Genomic DNA, 15,709 nt, shown 5'->3' on the forward strand with positions numbered 1-15,709 from the left:
ACCCAGGTCTACGGAGCCCGCCCTCCGGGCTGCAGGGGTTGACACGTCGGCGGCGGTTCGGGCCTCGGCCGGTCGCATCCCGTTCCAGAGCGCGAAGCGCTATCGCCCCGGACCCTGCCGGCCGGTGCGACACGATCGGATCCCGGCGTCAGCCCTTAGCGCGGCGGGGCGCACGCTTCGGCGGTACGGCGGCGGCCGCCTGCGGTTTGAGCCTCACGAGCTGCGTCGTGCTGCTGTCATCCAGCTCGGCGATGTCGGATCGCGATTTGATGAAGTCCGAGAACGACCGGAAGCCGAGCTGCTTCTCGCTGAATGACGGGTCCATGCGCTTGATCTGCGACTTCACCGCCGAGGAGTGCAGCCACTCCGAGTCGTCCTTCTCGTGCCCGATCCGCAGCGCGCGGTCGAGCAGCCCCGTCGCCTCCTCCTGCGGATCGCGCACCGCTTCCTCGAGATCCTCCGACTCGACGCGTGCCTCTCGCTTCGCGGCTGCCGCTTTCGTCGGAGCCTTCGCCTTGGACGAGCGGCCTGACGACGCCTTCGGCGCGGCAACATCCGTCGACGCCGGCTCGTTCGATGCCGGCTCGGTGGACGCCGCGCCGGTGGATGCCGCCTCGGTCGTCCCGGCATCCGCCGGCTGCTCGTCCGCCCGCGTCGGCGTGCGCCTGGGCTGCGGGGGAGAGGGCCTCTCCACGCCGGGCAGCGCATCGTACGTGTAGAACTCGTCGCACGCGGCGGCCAGCGTTCGGCTCGTGGAGCCCGCGACGCCGATGCCCACGACGTAGCGGCCGAGGCGCTTGCAGCGCTGGGCGAGCGGCACGTAGTCGCTGTCGCCCGCGACGATGACCACGTGCGTGAGGTCGGGCAGCCGGAACATGTCCTCGACCGCATCGACGGCGAGACGGATGTCAGCCCCGTTCTTCGCGTACGCCGCGGCCGGGAACAGCTGCACCAGGTCGACGGCCCGGCCTACCAGCTGGTGCCGGTACTCCGCGTTCACCTGCGCCGACCAGTCGGCGTACGCCCTGGTGAGCACGATCGTTCCGAACGACGCCGCGAAATCGATCACGGCTCCGACATCGACGGTCGCTGCATCGAGCTTCGCGGCGATCGCGGAGTCGGCTCCTGACTCGTCGGGATCGAACTGCCGCACCCTGTCACGTTGGAACGTGCCACGGCCGTTCACCTGGTCGTAGCGCGAGATGACGATGTTGTCGAAGTCGATGTAAACGGCCACGCGGCTGTCTGTGGTGTCGGCCATGGCATCCTTTCGCCGCCTGTCCCCGGCGTTGTCGGAAGACCACGGCGCGGGACGGGCCTGTGCACCCGGAGGCGGGATGGTTCGAGCGTAGCGCGGCAAGCACGAGCCCTCCTCGTCGTCACGCCAGACCGTAAGCCCTCGTGGGCGCGAACTCGTAGACGAGGCGCCCCTCCTCCGCCATCCTGTGCAGGAAGGCATCCTCGTCGAGCTCCTGGCCGTACCAGAGCAGCGGACCGGAGGCGCGATTCTGCATCACCCGGAACAGCCGGAGGTTCGCTGCAGGGGCGTCCTGGCCCTCGAGCAGCGTGACGGTGGCCTCGATCGTGAGGAACGCGTGCCGCTCGTCGAAGACGAACAGCGTCGAGCGCGGATCGCGCCGCAGCGTGCGGGTGCGCACCCGGTCGGTCGTGCCGCTGCTCCAGATCTTTCCATCCACGAGCGCGACGCCGACCCGCACCGCCTTGGGAGTGCCATCCCGGCCGATCGTGATCATGGCGGCCGAGTGATGCTTCTGCAGAAAGTCCAGCTGTTTCGCGGTCAGTTCCATCTCGGACCCCTTCGCCATGGCGGGGCCGAGTTGTCTTCGGCCCCGAGCTTTCGGTTGCAGCGCCGTGCGTCCGTCAGAGTGGGTTCAGCACACCGGATGCCATGATGCGGCGCAGCGTGCTCACCCCCAGCCGGCTCATCACGGGGTTGCTCTCCCGGTAGTACCACACCAGGCCCATGGCCTGCTCGAACGCCCACGCCGCGCCGCGCGCCCACTCGAGCCGTTCGTCGTCGCTCGAGGCCGTGCTCTCCTGCAGAGCCGCTCGGAGCGCGCTCCTGGCCGGCTCGTCGAACAGGTGCCAGGCCACCACCAGGTCGAGCGCAGGATCGGCGGGCTGGAAGCCGCCGACGTCGAGCACTCCGACGAGCCGCCCGTCACGCACGAGGACGTTCGCCGGGATCAGGTCCGTGTGCGACATCGTGTCGGGCGAACGCCTCGGCAGCTCGCGGAACGCATCCCACGCTCGGCGCAGGGCCGCGACGTCGAGCAGGCCCTCGCTGCGCGCGAAGCAGGTGGATATCCATTCGTCGTGCGCGCGCAGGTCCCCGCCGCGTCCCGAGCCCTGGAAGGAGCGCCCGTCGACGGGTGCCGACCGCAGGTCGAGGATCAGGGCGGCGAGATCGAGCGCGAGCGGCCGCGAGCCCGCCTGTCCGCGGGCCGTGGCTGTCGCGCCGTCGATCCACGTCGTGACCGACCACGGGCCCGAGTATTGCGCCCCTGGTGCGCCGATCGCCACGGTGACCGGGGCGGGGACCGTCGTACAGCGAGCGAACTCCGCGGCCGCGTCGGCTTCACGACGCAGCGTCGTCAGCGATGCCCCGGGGTCGTCGACGACGAGCGGGAAGCGGGCCGCCAGCTCGTCGCCGACCCGGAAGATGGCGTTCACCGTTCCCGACGCCGGTGCCGCGCGCACCTCGAGCTCCGCCCACTGCGGGAACTGCCGCGCAACGAGCTCCGCCACGTCGCGCGCGTCGAGCTGCACCTGTCCCTCGTGCATCATGGCCGCGGGCGTCTGGTCATGCGGGAAGCAGCCGCAGCGTCGCACCGTGGGATGCGTCGTCCACGACGGGATCGACGTACTCCTTCGGGTACCCGACGTCGTACTTCTCGTGGTACGCGCGGTCGACAGCCGCGTGATCGGCTGAGCGTGACGAGCCGAGCGAGACATCTTCGAACACCACGTCGCGCGAGACGCTCCCGATCGCGATGCGGCCGTCGCCGGCGGCCAGCGCCCTGGCGAACCACCTGTTGCCTGCCCCGTGCGCCGAGCGAACGAAGACCTCGTCGCCGACGCGCACGATCCAGATCCTCACACTCGACGTGGGTCTCCCGTCGGGGTCGCGAGAGACGAGCACCACCTCGTCCTCGCTCTGAATTGTCGTCAGCTCGTCTTCGCTCCACGTCGAGGTCATGAGGAGAGCGTAGGGGAGCCGCGGCCCGCGCCGCCGGTGGCGTGTGCGAGGGTGGGCACATGGCCCTCATCCATCACGCAGAACTCGTTCCGTCCAAGCTCGATCTCGTGTCCGGCTGGATCACGGCGCAGCCGTTCTGGCCCAGCGGCGCGCAGCCCGCCTCGCTCCGCCGCATGGCCGCGTTCCGGTTCGACGACCCGGCGGGCAAGGTGGGCATCGAGACCCTCCTGTTGCAGTGCGACCAGCCGGACGGCACCGGCATCGTATCGCTGCAGGTTCCGCTGACCTACCGGGAGGCGCCGCTCGACGGCGGCGAGTCCGCGTTCATGGGCACCCTCGAGCACAGCGTGCTCGGCACCCGTTGGGTGTACGACGCGACGGGCGACCCCGTCTACCTCGCCGAACTCGTGCGCACGGTCGTCACAGGCGGGCACGAGGTGGAGCTCTACTACGAGGAGAACGGCGAACGCGTCGTCAAGGAGGGCGACGCGCACGTGCGCGGCAGCGGGCATCCGGATGCCGCCGTGCCCGACCTGCCGGCGGACGCCGCCAGCCTGGACTGCGTCAGCGACTCCGGCACCACGACCGCGACGGCCGGGAATGTGCGCGTGCGGCTCGCGCGCCTCCTCGGCGGCACCGGCGCATCCGGCTGGGGTGCGGCCGACTCGCTCCGGCCCGATGACGGCGACGGACTGCTCATCGGCAGCTGGGGCCAGACGGAGGATGCCCTCCTCGCGGCGATCGCCCGCCGGGACTGACATGTACACGACCAGGGTGACGAGGCACATCGCCGCGCCGGCGTCGGAGGTGTACGCCGCGCTCGTCGACGCCGACGCGGTTGCCCGATGGCGCGTTCCACGGAACATGACCGCGGCGGTGCACGAGTTCGACGCGAGGGTCGGCGGACGCGTGCGCATCTCCCTGACCTACGACGACCTTGAGGCGCGCGGCAAGACGTCCGCCCACACCGACACGTACAGCGGCAGGTTCCTGGAGCTCACGCCGGAGGTGCGCACGGTCGAGGAGGTGGAGTTCGAGTCGACGGATTCCGCGCTCGCCGGCACAGTGACGGTCACCACGCGGCTCACTCCCGACGGCGACGGCACGATGGTCGAGCTCGTGCAGGAGGGCATGCCCGACGCCGTGCCGCCCTCGGACAACGAGCTCGGGAGCCGCATGGCGCTCGACGCGCTCGCGGAGTACGTGGAGGGCCGGCTCCGTCACTGACAGGCTTTACCCCTGACCGACTGCGCCCCTGACCAGCTGCGCCCCTTACCGGCTGCCGTGGGAATCGACGCCGGGTGGCCGCTGTTCGGACAGGTGGCAGCAGATCACAGGAGAGGCAGCGGGCATGAGGATCGCCATCATCGGAGGCACCGGCTACACCGGCACGAACATCGCGCGTGAGGCGCTGCGGCGCGGGTGGGAGGTGCGCTCGCTCGCGCGGCACGAGCCCGAGCATCCGCTCGAGGGTGTCGAGTATCTGGTGGGCACGTACGACGACGAGGAGGCGGTCGCCCGTCTCGTCGACGGAGCCGACGCACTGATCGTCGCGGCCGTTCCCACCGATGCGGACGACAGGCCGGTGCTTCTGCCGAAGCTGCCGCAGCTCGTCGCAGCGGCCACCGCTGCCGGCGCCAGGATCGGCGTGATCGGCGGGGCAGGCAGCTCGCTTCTGAGCGAGGGTGGGCCTCGTCTGCTCGACTCGCCAGACTTCGTCGAGGAGTGGAAGGCCGGCGCTCTCGCCCACGCCGACGTGCTCGAATGGCTGAGGTCGCAGCATCCGGCCGGCTCGGATGCCGTTCGCTGGTTCTACGTCAGCCCGGCCGGCCTGTACGGCAGCTACGCGCCTGGCGAGAACACCGGCTCGTACCGCACGGGCGGCGACGTGCTCGTCACGAAGGAGGACGGCTCGTCGGAGATCTCCGGTGGCGACTTCGCGCTCGCCGTCGTCGACGAGCTCGCGTCGCCGAAGCACGAGAACCGGCGGTTCACCGTCGGGCATTGAGCCTGCCTACGGGTGCCCGCGGCAGTGAGAGCCGCGGTCGGAGACGACGGCCGGAGACGGCGGCGGGCGCCGCTGGCCGGGCTCGCGAGCGGCTTCGGGCGATAATGCGCAGGTGACTCGCGCATCCGCAGCACCGACGATCGGCCCGGTCGGCAGGCTGGGCGCTGCTGCCTCGCGACGCCCGTGGATCGCGCTGTCGTGCTGGCTGCTCGTGGTCGTCGTCGCCGTCGCGACGGCACTCGGCGGCATTGGCGGGCAGACCCTCTTCGACCGGCTCGGCGGGTCGATCCCCAGCGTGCACGGCGAGAGCTCGGCAGGCTCCGACCGCCTCTCCACGGGTTCAGGCACGAGCGTCACGCTGCTGATCCACGGCGTCGATCTGCAGGATCCTTCCGTCGTCGCCCGCACGAGCACGCTGGCGCGGGCTCTCGCCGCGCTGCCCGGCACCTCGGTGGCCGACCCGCTCGCGGTGCCGGGCGGCATCCGGAACCCGCAGGTGGCGCCGCTCGTCGCGAAGGACGGCAGGGGCATCCTCATCACGGCAACGGTCGCCGGTGTCGATGGCAAGGACGCACCCCAGCGCACCGTCGACGAGGCGCGACGCCTGATCGATGCCGCAGCCCTCGACCTGCGGGCGGACCAGCCGGGCGCGACGGTGGAGGTGGGCAGCACGCAGCTGCTCACTGACTCCCTGATGTCGATCAGCGAGAACGATCTGCGCCGAGGCGAGACCGTCGCGCTTCCCATCGCCCTCGTCGTGATGCTGTTCGTGTTCGGCGGCTTCATCGCCGCGGGGCTGCCACTGATCGGCGCGGGCGCCTCCATCGTGACCTCGCTCGCCATGCTGCTCGCGTTCACCTACGTGACGGACATCGCGAACACCGTCATCAACGTCGTGACCGCCGTGGGACTGGGACTCTCCATCGACTACGGGCTGCTGGTGGTGAGCAGGTTCCGCGAGGAGTACCGGGCGGCGGTCGCCGGACAGGATTGCGCCACGACGAGACGATTGCGCCAGCCTTCAGGGCGCCATCACGACGAACCGGCGCAATCGCGGCAGCAGGATCGGGAGATCAGGCTCGCTGCCGTCGCCGTCGCTCTCGACCGGGCAGGCCGCACCGTGCTGTTCTCCGGCACGACCTTCGCGATCGCGAGCCTCGGTCTGCTCGTGTTCGAGCCGTCGTTCGTGCGTGCCGTCGGCATCGCTGCGATCGCCGTGACGGTGATCGCGATGCTGTCGGCGACCACGCTCATCCCCGCGATCATCGGCCTCACCGGGCAGAAGCTTCTGCGGCCGGGCGCGCTCACCCGGCTGCCGTTGGTCGGCCGCAGCATCGAGCGGTTCGGCGATGTGGCTCCCGAGGAGGGCTTCTTCTCGCGTCTCACGAGGCGGGTGCAGCGGCATCCGGCGCTGGTCACGCTCGGCTGCATCGTCGTGCTGCTGCTGCTCGGCAGTCCCGTGGTGTCGTTGACGCTCGCCAACACGAGCATCGACGCCGTGCCACGCGCGTCGAGTCAGTACACGTTCGAGACCACCCTCACCGACGAGTTCCCGGATGCCGCACCCGCCAGGGTGCAGCTCGTCGCCACGTCGCGGGCGGACCTGACCGACTGGGCGGGGGAGGTGGCCGGGCTCGAGCACGTGCGGTTGGTGGGGGACGCGCAGCACGCCGGGTCGTCGTGGACCGCGCGGGTGGACACGGACCCGCGCGACGGGATCGCCGTGGTGCGTGAGATCCGCGCGCATCCGCCGGCCTTCCAGCACTGGGTGACCGGCATCGACGCCGGAACCGTCGACCTGGCGGACTCGCTGGCGCGCGGCGCGCCGCTGGCGATCCTCATCGTGGCGGCGGGGACGATCGTGCTGCTGTTCCTCATGACCGGTTCGCTCGTCGTGCCGCTCAAGGCGCTCGTGGCGAGCGCGCTGTCGCTCGGGGCGTCGCTCGGCCTTCTGGTCTGGGGGTTTCAGGACGGCGCGTTCGCCGGCATCCTCGGCTTCGACGCCGACCGCGTGTACGGCGTGGATGTGATCGTGCTGCTTCTCGCCCTGGCATTCGGCTTCGGGCTCGCGATGGACTACGAGATGTTCGTCATCTCCCGCATCAAGGAGCGGGTGGATGCGGGCGTTCCCGACAACGAGGCCATCGCCCTGGGCCTGCAACGCTCCGGCCGCATCATCACGTCGGCGGCGCTCATCATCGTCGTCGTCTTCGCCGGCTTCGCGACGGGCGACCTCGTGCTCATCAAACAGCTCGGCGTCGCCCTCGCGTTCGCCGTCTTCATCGACGCCACGCTCGTGCGCTGCCTGCTCGTTCCCGCGTTCATGACGTGGCAGGGCCGCATCATGTGGTGGGCGCCACCGTGGATGAAGCGGCTGCACAAGCGCATCGGCATCGCCGAGAGCTGACCAGCGGCGTCAGCTTGCCGAGAGCCGAACTGCCGCGTCATGCCGCCGAGAGCTGATCTGCGACCTCGGTTCACCGGAAGCTGACCTGCGGTGTCACACCGTCGACAGCGCCAGCAGCACCGTCGCGATGAGCGCGAGTCCGACTCCTGACGCCTGCACCGCCGACATCCGCTCCTTCAGCACGAGCCTGGCCAGCACGATCGTGGCAAGCGGGTAGATGCCGATGATCACGGACACGACGGCGAGGTCGCCGAGCTGGAGAGCCACCACGAGCAGCGCGTTGGCGACGCCCAGCAGGATGCCGCCTGCCAGCATCATCCAGAGCGCCGCCCGCCGCGGGATGCGGTGCGAGTGCGACGTGCCGGCCTCCGGGTCGAGGGCGGTGAGCGATCGCCGCAGCCGTGGCACGACGGCGGCCAGTCCGAGGATGCCGGCCATGACCACCAGGCCCACGCCGGCTCCGGCTGAAGCCTATCCGGGGCCACCGTCACGCAGGTTGCCGGCAGGCTCAGCGCGCCACGACGATCGAGACCGCTATCGCGAACATCGTCACCGCGATGAGGATGTCCAGCACCCGCCACGCGAGCGGTGACCGGAACAGCGGACCGAGCAGCCGCGCTCCGAATCCGAGCGCGGTGAACCAGACGACGCTGGCCAGCGCGGCCCCGAGCGCGAACCACCAGCGGTTCTCGCCGTATCCGTTGCCCACCGCCCCCATCAGCACGACCGTGTCGAGATAAACGTGCGGGTTCAGCCACGTGAACGCGAAGCAGGCCGCCAGCACGGCGACGAGGCCGGAAGGTCCCGCACCGGTGGCCGGATCGAGTTCGCCCGGCCGGAACGCCCTCCTGGCCGCGAGGATGCCGTACACCATCAGGAAGACGACGCCCACCCATCGCACCACCGTCAGGACCCAGGGCGCCGCGAGAACCAGCGCGCCGACCCCGGCGATGCCTGCCGCGATGAGCACGGCGTCGCTTCCGGCGCACACGATGACGATGGGCAGCACGTGCTCGCGACGAAGGCCCTGACGCAGCACGAACGCGTTCTGTGCGCCGATGGCCACGATGAGCGACAGTCCGAAGCCGAGCCCGGCGAGCACGGTGCCCGCGGCGGATGCGCTGGCGCTCGCGTGCGCGTGTGAGGCGAGCGACGATGCCGAGCCCGCTGACGCCCACGACGCCCGGGATGCCGCGGACGTCAGCCACGGGAGCGCGTGGCCGAGGGCCGCGGTCAGGGTGAGCACCGACTCAAACTATGCCGCGTCACCGGTGAAGTGAAGCTTTACTTTCTTACGATCCATTAGCATGGCTGTTGATGGACTTCGATCTCGGCCAGTTGCGCGCGCTCGACGCCGCCGTGACGCGCGGCACGCTGGATGCCGCAGCGCAGGCCCTGCACATCACGCCTTCGGCCGTGAGCCAGCGCATCCGCGCGCTTGAGGCCTCACTCGGACGTGTGCTGCTGGTGCGCTCCAAGCCGGTCGCGGTCACCGAGTCGGGAGCCGCAGCGCTGCGTCTTGCCCGGCAGATCGGGACGCTCGCCGACGCGCTCTCCGCCGACCTCGCGGGCGAGGAGGGGAGCCGGCGCACGGTGACCTTGGGCGTCAATGCCGACTCGCTCGCCACTTGGGTGCTGCCCGCTCTGGCGCGGCTCGACGACCTCGACTTCGAGCTGCACCGCGAGGACCAGGAGCACACCGCCGCCTACCTGCGCGATGGCACCGTGATGGCCGCGATCACGGCCGAATCGACTCCGGTGCAGGGCTGCACGGTCGAGGCCCTGGGGACCATGCGCTTCGTGCCGTGCGCCAGTCCGGCGTTCGCCAGGCGCTGGTTCCCAGACGGCGTCACCACCGCTGCATTGCGGGTGGCGCCGTACGTGGACTTCGATCGCAAGGACGAACTGCAGGCGCGGTACCGCGCGCTGCACGGCGCGTGTGACGCGGCGCCGCGCAACCAGGTTCCGGCATCCTCGGAGTTCTTCCTCGCCGTTCGCCTCGGGCTGGGCTGGGGCATGATCCCGACGGTTCAGCTCAGCGGAGCGAAGGGTGAGGTGCAGGTGCTGGACGAGCGGGGCATCTCCGTGCCGCTGTACTGGCAGCAGTGGAACCTGCGCTCGAGCGCGCTCGACCGGGTGCGGGAGGCGCTCGTCGACGGCGCGGCTCGAGCGCTGGACCCCATCGGCGGGTGACCCCGCGACCGCAGTGGAGCCTGCCGAAACCCGGGTCCCCGCCGTTGAGCCCGTCGGAACCCGGTGTTCGTCGGGTCGGTGCCGACGGGCTCAACCGGCGGTCGTCAGCGTGGCGGGTCGACGGGCTCGATCGGCGTCAGCACGAAGACGGGGATCTGCCGGTCGGTCTTCGTCTGGTACGTGGCGTAGTCCGGCCAGACGGCGACGGCGCGCTCCCACCAGGCATCCCGCTCCGGCCCCTCGGCCAGGTGGGCGAGGTAGTCGCGTCGCTCGGCGCCGTCCTGCAGCTCCACGTTCGGGTTCTTCGCGATGTTGTAGTACCACGTGGGATGCGTGTCGGCTCCGCCCTTCGACGCGACGACCGCGTACTCGCCGTCGTGCTCCACGCGCATCACGGGGTTCTTGCGCAGCTTGCCCGACTTCGCGCCGACCGACGTCACCACGACGATCGGAACGCCGCGGAGGGTGTTCGCTTCACGGCCGTCTGATGCCTCGAACCGCTCGACCTGCGTGCGTGCCCAGTCAGCGGTGCCCGGCTCCCATTCCCCTGCCAAAGGCATCGCTATGCCACCCTTTCCGCGACCCGGGCGAGGAACTCCACGGACCGCAACGGATCAGGCGTGCGTGCCGAGACGTAGGCGGCGGTGAATCCCAGCTCGCGCAGCTCGTCCAGGTGTCCGACGAACTCCTCGAAGTCCGTCTCGGGCGTGACGCCCGTGGTCGTGGTCTTCTCGATGGTGTCGTAGTCCCTGTCTTCGACGTCGCACCAGTGACGCAGCACGTCGAGCTTGTGGGCGGCCTGCGGGGATCCGAAGATGTTGCACGCATCCGCATAACGCGCCACGAAGCGCAGAGTCTTCTGCTCGCCGACGCCGCCGATCATGAGGTACGGGCGCGGCTTGCTCAGCGGCTGCGGCGAGTTCAGCGTGCGTCCGAGGCTGTAGTGCTTGCCCTCGTAGGGGCCCTCGTCGTCGCTCCACATCTGCAGGCAGATCTGGATGGCCTCCTCGAGGCGCTCGAACCGCTCCTTGGTGGGCGGGAACGGGATGCCGAGGCCCTTCGACTCCTCCTCGTTCCATCCGGCTCCGATGCCGAGACCGGCGCGTCCGCCGGAGAGCACGTCCAGCGTGGAGATCTGCTTGGCGAGGATGCCCGGCTCACGGTAGATCACACCCGTCACGAGCGTGTGCAGCAGCACGCTCTTCGTGTGCGCCGCGAGGAAGCCGAGCGCCGTGTAGCCCTCCAGCATGGGCTTCTCCGGCGCGCCGATGCTGCCGATCTGCCAGAAGTGGTCCATGACGCTGATGCGCTTGATTCCCGAGTTCTCCGCCTCTTGCGCCGCACGGGCGAACGTGTCGGCGAGGGCGGAGTCCGGTACGTCCCAGGTGAAGTTGGCGATGTGGAAACCGATATCCATGACTGCACGCTATTGGCTGGCCCCCGTCTCTGCACAGGCCGCCTGGCATGCGCAAAGCGGGCCGGAGGGTGACCATCCCCTCCGACCCGCTGTGGGTGATCCGCGTCGGCTACTGCGCGCTGCGGATGTTCGTGGCCTGGGGGCCCTTGGCGCCCTGCTCCACGTCGTACTCCACCTTCTGGTTCTCTTCGAGGTTGCGGTAGCCGCTTCCCACGATGGCGGAGTGGTGGGCGAAGACGTCGGCAGAGCCGTCGTCGGGGGCGATGAAGCCGTAGCCCTTATCGGAGTTGAACCATTTGACGGTGCCGGTGGCCATGTCGTCGTATTCCTTTTATTCGTGTTCGAGGACCGCAACCGCGGTCCCCCGTGCGGCGACGAGATCGTCGCCGACGTGATGGTCGGTGCGTCGCGAGTGCGAGGCGCCGATGAGGTGGTGGATGCCGTGAAGCATTCGAGTCAAGGGCCTAGACCCCACGGTACTGCGCGACGACCGGGCAGGCGAAGGGATCTCGGGCCTGCAGGCCGACACGGTTGAGATAGGCGACGACGATCGCATAGGACCGGGCCATCGACGTCTCGGTGTACGCCACGTCGGCGGCGTCGCAGTGCTGGCGCACGATGAGGCGGGCCTGGGCGAGGTGCGGGCGAGCCATGCTCGGGAACAGGTGGTGCTCCACCTGGTAGTTCAGCCCGCCGTACAGCATGGTCGCCCACCAGCCGCCGCGGATGTTGCGCGAGGTGAGCACCTGCTTGGAGAAGAAGTCGAGCTTCACGTCGGCGGGGATGATCGGCATGCCCTTGTGGTTCGGCGCGAACGACGCGCCCATGTAGACGCCGAAGACGGCGAGCTGCACCCCGAGGAACGCCGCAGCCATGCCCGGCGGGAGGAAGACGAAGAGCGCCCCCAGGTAGAGGGTGAAGCGCGCCGCCAGCAACACGATCTCCGTCTTGCGGCGTTTCACCTGCCCGCGCCCGAAAAGGTGACGGAACGACGTGAGGTGCAGGTTCACGCCTTCGAGCGTGAGGAGCGGGAAGAAGAGGTAGCCCTGGCGGCGCGTGAACAACGCCATGAGGCCCGTGCGCTTGGCGGCATCCTCTTCGAGGAACGAGATGGTGTCGACCGCGATGTCGGGGTCTTTGCCCACCTGGTTCGGGTTGGCGTGGTGCCGCGTGTGCTTGTTCATCCACCACGCGTAGCTCATACCGACGACGAACGTGCCGACGTAACGCCCGAGGCGGTCGTTCGCGGGACCCGAGCTCATGATCTGGCGGTGCGCCGCCTCGTGGGAGAGGAACGCGAACTGCGTGAAGATCAGGCCGAGCACGCCGGCCAGGATGAGCTGGTACCAGCTGTGCCCGAGGAGCACCATGCCGGTCACGTCGGCCGCCGTGGCCAGCACGAGGCCGGTGGCCACCAGGAGGTAGAAGCCCTGAGCGCGCTGAAGCAAGCCCCGTGATTTCACGGAGCGGGAAACCGCCGTGTAGGAGGCGGTGAGATCGGTGCGGTCGCCCTTGACCGGGACGGTCGTGCGAACCGCGCCAAGACGTCCTTCGGGAACTGCAATGGAAGTCGAGATGACGGCGATGATGTTTGCCTGTTCGATAGTCGGCCGTGCGGGCCTGCTCTACGCCAAAGGCAAATCGCCGATCGCTCTTCGTCACTCTACGGGATCCCGTGCCGTGCAAACCGGCAGAACCCTGGCAATCCGTTTGCGGTCCGCGTGCGGCGAGTGCCGGCATCCCTGCCGGCGCGTCCGTCCTCGCCTCTGCCCGTGCCTCTGGCCGCCGTGCTCTGGCCGGTGTGTGCTCTGGCCGCCGTGCTCTGGCCGGCGTGCTCTGGCCGGCGCTGGCCGGATGCCCGCGTCCGGTGCGTCAACGGGCGCGCGGCACCGTCGGCAGAATGGACGCATGGCCACACGTGAACTCCAAGTCGGATACGCCGCGATGCTCGAGCAGTTCGCCCCCATGGAGGTCGTCGAGCTCAGCGCCCACGCCGAGCGGCACGGCTTCTCCGGGGTCATGGCCGCCGACCACTTCCAGCCCTGGGTGCCGCAACAGGGCCAGGCGGCCTTCGTGTGGAACGTGCTCACCGCGATCGGCGAGCGCACCAAGGGCGATCTGGGACCGGGTGTGACGACGCCGAGCTTCCGCTTCCACCCTGCGATGGTGGCCCAGGCGTCCGCGACGCTCGCGGCCATGTACCCGGGCAGGCACTGGCTCGGTCTCGGCTCGGGCGAAGCCCTGAACGAGCACGTGATCGGCGGGTACTGGCCCGAGGCGCCCGAGCGCATCAACCGCATGTTCGAGGCCATCGACATCATCAAGAAGCTGTTCTCGGCATCCCTCGCGGGCAAGGACACCAAGCACTCCGGCCAGTTCTTCAAGCTCGAGTCGACGAGGCTGTGGACCATGCCGGAGCAGGCGCCGGAGATCCTCATCGCGACGGCCGGGCCCGTGACGGCGAAGCGCGCTGGGCAGAGCGTCGACGGGCTCATCACGGTGGGGGCGCCGCTGGAGAAGATCAACGGCCTGTTCGCGAAGTTCGACGAGGGGCAGCGCGACGCAGGCAAGAATCCGGATGACGCGCCGCGTCTGCTGCAGCTGCACCTCAGCTGGGCGCCGACCGACGAGGAGGCCTTGGCCAACGCCATGCGCGAGTGGCCGAACGGCGGCATGAAGTTCCCGAAGGCCGACATCCGCTCGCCGTTCGAGTTCGAGCAGATCGCGAAGCTCGTGCGGCCGGAGGATTTCGAGGGCCGCATGGTGATCTCCAGCGACCCGGATGTGCACAGGGCAGCGATCCAGCGGTACATCGACCTCGGCTTCGACCGGGTGTACTTGCACAACGTGGGCCGCAACCAGCGGGAGTGGATCGAGGTCTTCGGGCGCGACGTGCTGCCCAAGCTGCACCGATGACGGCCGCCCGGCTCACCGCGTGGGCGGTGCCCGGCATCCGCGAGATCGTGCCGGGCGACGACCTGGCCACGCTGGTGGGCGACGCGCTGCACGCGGACGCCCGCGAGCATCCGGAGCACGCGCTGCAGGCCGGCGACATCCTCGTCGTGACGAGCAAGGTCGTCTCCAAGGCGGAGGGGCGGGTCGTCGAGGCCGACGACCGCGAGGATGCCATCACCGCAGAGACGGTGCGGGTCGTGGCCACCCGCGCCCACGACGGCGGCCTCACGCGCATCGTCGAGAACCGGCAGGGCGTCGTGGGGGCGGCGGCGGGCGTCGACGCGAGCAACGCCCCCGATGGGCACGTGCTGCTGCTTCCGGTCGACCCCGATCGCTCCGCACGATCGCTGGCCGAGGCGTGGCGCGCCCGGTTCGGCGTGCGGCTCGGCGTGATCGTCACCGACACGCTGGGGCGCGCATGGCGGATCGGTCAGACCGATGTGGCGATCGGAGCGGCAGGCGTGAGCGTCGTCGACGATCTGCGCGGCCAGACGGATGCGGCGGGCAAGCCGCTCGCCGTCACGCAGCCCGCGGTCGGCGACGAGCTGGCAGCGCTCGGCGACCTCGTCAAAGGCAAAGCCAGCGGATGTCCCATCGCCGTCGTCCGTGGCGCCGGCCGTCTCGTGGTCGACGGCACGGACGCGAGCGAGCCGTTCACCACGGGACGCTCGCTGGCCAGAACGGGACCGACCGACATGTTCCGGCTCGGAACCGACGAGGCGCTGGCCGAGGGATACCGTCGGGGCCTGCACGCCGGCCTCGCGCTCGCCGCGGGCCGCGAGCCGCGCTGGAACGTTGTCATCCCGTTCAAGGGCGGCGACGCCGCGAAGTCCCGTCTGACGGCCCTCGGCATCGATCGGGGCGAGCTGGCCATCGCCTTCCTGCGCGACACCGTCGCCGCTGTGACCCGGGCCGACGGCGTCGACCGGGTCGTCATCGTGTCGGGGCAGGTGCCGCAGGGGTCGTCCACGGGGGCGGGCGCGAGGGCGGGCGCGGGCTCGGGGGAGGAGGTCGGCGGCTCGGCGGCCGGTGCCCTGCGGGACGCGCTGGCGCCGTTCGCCGTCGAGATCGTTCCCGACCCAGGCGGCGGTCTCAATGCGGCGGTCGCCGCGGGCCTCGCGCATGCGCAAGGGCTGGCCCGTGAGGCGTTCACGGCCGTGCTGGTCGGCGACCTTCCGGCGCTCACCAGTGCCGACCTCTCGTCCGCGCTGCGCCTGGCGGGGGAGGCGGCGCGGGGCGGGCATCCGGTCGCGTTCGTCGCCGACGGCGAGGGAACCGGCACGACGACGATCACGGTCGCACCCGGCGCCGTCGCGCCGACACGTTTCGGCGCGAACTCACGCGCGTTGCACGCCGACGCTGGATACCTGGAGCTCGGCGTGCCCGTCGAGTCGTCGCTCAGGAGCGACGTCGACGAGCCGGACGCACTGGCTGCTCTCGGCGAGCGCCTCGGCGCCGCGACGCGCCGCCTTTTGGGCTAGCGCGGGCGGCGTCGCACTCCGGCGGACT

The 15,709-nt window shown here is 70.2% G+C and carries 17 protein-coding genes; 7 read left to right on the top strand and 10 right to left on the bottom strand.

The genetic code is table 11. The features are described 5' to 3' along the window. Positions 1–148: 148 nt before the first annotated feature. The 4 genes from VHB92_RS07495 to VHB92_RS07510 all read right to left on the bottom strand — a co-directional run bounded on the left by VHB92_RS07495 (position 149) and on the right by VHB92_RS07510 (position 3,220). Positions 149–1,261, bottom strand: coding sequence for an NYN domain-containing protein (locus tag VHB92_RS07495; RefSeq protein ID WP_325452979.1), 1,113 nt, complete (start codon positions 1,259–1,261; stop codon positions 149–151). Between the two features lie 118 nt (positions 1,262–1,379). Next, complete coding sequence (locus tag VHB92_RS07500; protein WP_325452980.1) at positions 1,380–1,808, bottom strand: pyridoxamine 5'-phosphate oxidase family protein; 429 nt, start codon at positions 1,806–1,808, stop codon at positions 1,380–1,382. Between the two features lie 73 nt (positions 1,809–1,881). Further along, on the bottom strand, positions 1,882–2,808 hold the full coding sequence (locus VHB92_RS07505; RefSeq protein WP_325452981.1) for a phosphotransferase: 927 nt from the start codon (positions 2,806–2,808) through the stop codon (positions 1,882–1,884). A 16-nt stretch (positions 2,809–2,824) separates the two neighbouring features. After that, complete coding sequence (locus tag VHB92_RS07510; RefSeq protein ID WP_325452982.1) at positions 2,825–3,220, bottom strand: DUF2255 family protein; 396 nt, start codon at positions 3,218–3,220, stop codon at positions 2,825–2,827. Positions 3,221–3,279: 59 nt separating this feature from the next. Between VHB92_RS07510 and VHB92_RS07515 the strand changes: the two genes are divergently transcribed. From VHB92_RS07515 to VHB92_RS07530, 4 genes are all read left to right on the top strand, one after another. Beyond that, complete coding sequence (locus VHB92_RS07515) at positions 3,280–3,978, top strand: maltokinase N-terminal cap-like domain-containing protein (RefSeq protein ID WP_325452983.1); 699 nt, start codon at positions 3,280–3,282, stop codon at positions 3,976–3,978. Between the two features lies 1 nt (position 3,979). Further along, complete coding sequence (locus VHB92_RS07520) at positions 3,980–4,447, top strand: SRPBCC domain-containing protein (protein WP_325452984.1); 468 nt, start codon at positions 3,980–3,982, stop codon at positions 4,445–4,447. A gap of 124 nt (positions 4,448–4,571) precedes the next feature. Next, complete coding sequence (locus VHB92_RS07525) at positions 4,572–5,228, top strand: NAD(P)-dependent oxidoreductase (RefSeq protein WP_325452985.1); 657 nt, start codon at positions 4,572–4,574, stop codon at positions 5,226–5,228. Between the two features lie 112 nt (positions 5,229–5,340). Continuing rightward, complete coding sequence (locus tag VHB92_RS07530; protein ID WP_325452986.1) at positions 5,341–7,635, top strand: MMPL family transporter; 2,295 nt, start codon at positions 5,341–5,343, stop codon at positions 7,633–7,635. Between the two features lie 93 nt (positions 7,636–7,728). On the opposite strand, the gene VHB92_RS07535 is transcribed toward VHB92_RS07530, so the two are convergent. After that, positions 7,729–8,088 carry an EamA family transporter gene (locus VHB92_RS07535; protein ID WP_325452987.1) on the bottom strand — a complete coding sequence of 120 codons (360 nt, stop codon included), beginning with the start codon at positions 8,086–8,088 and terminating at the stop codon, positions 7,729–7,731. A 55-nt stretch (positions 8,089–8,143) separates the two neighbouring features. Next, positions 8,144–8,737, bottom strand: a complete 594-nt coding sequence (locus VHB92_RS07540; RefSeq protein WP_325453035.1) for a LysE/ArgO family amino acid transporter — start codon at positions 8,735–8,737, stop codon at positions 8,144–8,146. A 215-nt stretch (positions 8,738–8,952) separates the two neighbouring features. Between VHB92_RS07540 and VHB92_RS07545 the strand changes: the two genes are divergently transcribed. After that, positions 8,953–9,828 carry a LysR family transcriptional regulator ArgP gene (locus VHB92_RS07545; RefSeq protein WP_325452988.1) on the top strand — a complete coding sequence of 292 codons (876 nt, stop codon included), beginning with the start codon at positions 8,953–8,955 and terminating at the stop codon, positions 9,826–9,828. A 104-nt stretch (positions 9,829–9,932) separates the two neighbouring features. Here VHB92_RS07545 and VHB92_RS07550 read toward each other — a convergent pair whose 3' ends face one another. From VHB92_RS07550 to VHB92_RS07565, 4 genes are all read right to left on the bottom strand, one after another. After that, the gene (locus tag VHB92_RS07550) at positions 9,933–10,388 is read right to left on the bottom strand and encodes a nitroreductase family deazaflavin-dependent oxidoreductase (RefSeq protein ID WP_325452989.1); all 456 of its coding nucleotides are present in this window, start codon (positions 10,386–10,388) and stop codon (positions 9,933–9,935) included. 2 nt (positions 10,389–10,390) lie between these two features. Continuing rightward, on the bottom strand, positions 10,391–11,245 hold the full coding sequence (locus VHB92_RS07555; protein WP_325452990.1) for an LLM class F420-dependent oxidoreductase: 855 nt from the start codon (positions 11,243–11,245) through the stop codon (positions 10,391–10,393). Between the two features lie 109 nt (positions 11,246–11,354). Further along, positions 11,355–11,561, bottom strand: coding sequence for a cold-shock protein (locus VHB92_RS07560; RefSeq protein ID WP_022900379.1), 207 nt, complete (start codon positions 11,559–11,561; stop codon positions 11,355–11,357). Positions 11,562–11,709: 148 nt separating this feature from the next. Beyond that, positions 11,710–12,831, bottom strand: a complete 1,122-nt coding sequence (locus VHB92_RS07565) for a fatty acid desaturase family protein (protein ID WP_414653082.1) — start codon at positions 12,829–12,831, stop codon at positions 11,710–11,712. A gap of 322 nt (positions 12,832–13,153) precedes the next feature. Between VHB92_RS07565 and VHB92_RS07570 the strand changes: the two genes are divergently transcribed. After that, positions 13,154–14,161 carry a TIGR03557 family F420-dependent LLM class oxidoreductase gene (locus VHB92_RS07570; RefSeq protein ID WP_325452991.1) on the top strand — a complete coding sequence of 336 codons (1,008 nt, stop codon included), beginning with the start codon at positions 13,154–13,156 and terminating at the stop codon, positions 14,159–14,161. Continuing rightward, on the top strand, positions 14,158–15,681 hold the full coding sequence (cofE, locus tag VHB92_RS07575; protein ID WP_325452992.1) for a coenzyme F420-0:L-glutamate ligase: 1,524 nt from the start codon (positions 14,158–14,160) through the stop codon (positions 15,679–15,681). The genes VHB92_RS07570 and cofE overlap by 4 nt, the downstream gene beginning before the upstream one ends. Positions 15,682–15,709 lie beyond the last annotated feature (28 nt).

The sequence above is a fragment of the Humibacter sp. genome (assembly GCF_035547335.1).
Taxonomy (GTDB): Bacteria; Actinomycetota; Actinomycetes; order Actinomycetales; family Microbacteriaceae; genus Humibacter.

Bases quoted from the DNA above. Each gene is read 5' to 3' on its own strand.
- VHB92_RS07505 (WP_325452981.1), bottom strand. From the start codon at position 2,808: ATGATGCACGAGGGACAGGTGCAGCTCGACGCGCGCGACGTGGCGGAG.
- VHB92_RS07495 (WP_325452979.1), bottom strand. From the start codon at position 1,261: ATGGCCGACACCACAGACAGCCGCGTGGCCGTTTACATCGACTTCGAC.
- VHB92_RS07555 (WP_325452990.1), bottom strand. From the start codon at position 11,245: ATGGATATCGGTTTCCACATCGCCAACTTCACCTGGGACGTACCGGAC.
- VHB92_RS07560 (WP_022900379.1), bottom strand. From the start codon at position 11,561: ATGGCCACCGGCACCGTCAAATGGTTCAACTCCGATAAGGGCTACGGC.
- VHB92_RS07545 (WP_325452988.1), top strand. From the start codon at position 8,953: ATGGACTTCGATCTCGGCCAGTTGCGCGCGCTCGACGCCGCCGTGACG.
- VHB92_RS07550 (WP_325452989.1), bottom strand. From the start codon at position 10,388: ATGCCTTTGGCAGGGGAATGGGAGCCGGGCACCGCTGACTGGGCACGC.
- VHB92_RS07510 (WP_325452982.1), bottom strand. From the start codon at position 3,220: ATGACCTCGACGTGGAGCGAAGACGAGCTGACGACAATTCAGAGCGAG.
- cofE (WP_325452992.1), top strand. From the start codon at position 14,158: ATGACGGCCGCCCGGCTCACCGCGTGGGCGGTGCCCGGCATCCGCGAG.
- VHB92_RS07515 (WP_325452983.1), top strand. From the start codon at position 3,280: ATGGCCCTCATCCATCACGCAGAACTCGTTCCGTCCAAGCTCGATCTC.
- VHB92_RS07570 (WP_325452991.1), top strand. From the start codon at position 13,154: ATGGCCACACGTGAACTCCAAGTCGGATACGCCGCGATGCTCGAGCAG.
- VHB92_RS07520 (WP_325452984.1), top strand. From the start codon at position 3,980: ATGTACACGACCAGGGTGACGAGGCACATCGCCGCGCCGGCGTCGGAG.
- VHB92_RS07500 (WP_325452980.1), bottom strand. From the start codon at position 1,808: ATGGAACTGACCGCGAAACAGCTGGACTTTCTGCAGAAGCATCACTCG.
- VHB92_RS07525 (WP_325452985.1), top strand. From the start codon at position 4,572: ATGAGGATCGCCATCATCGGAGGCACCGGCTACACCGGCACGAACATC.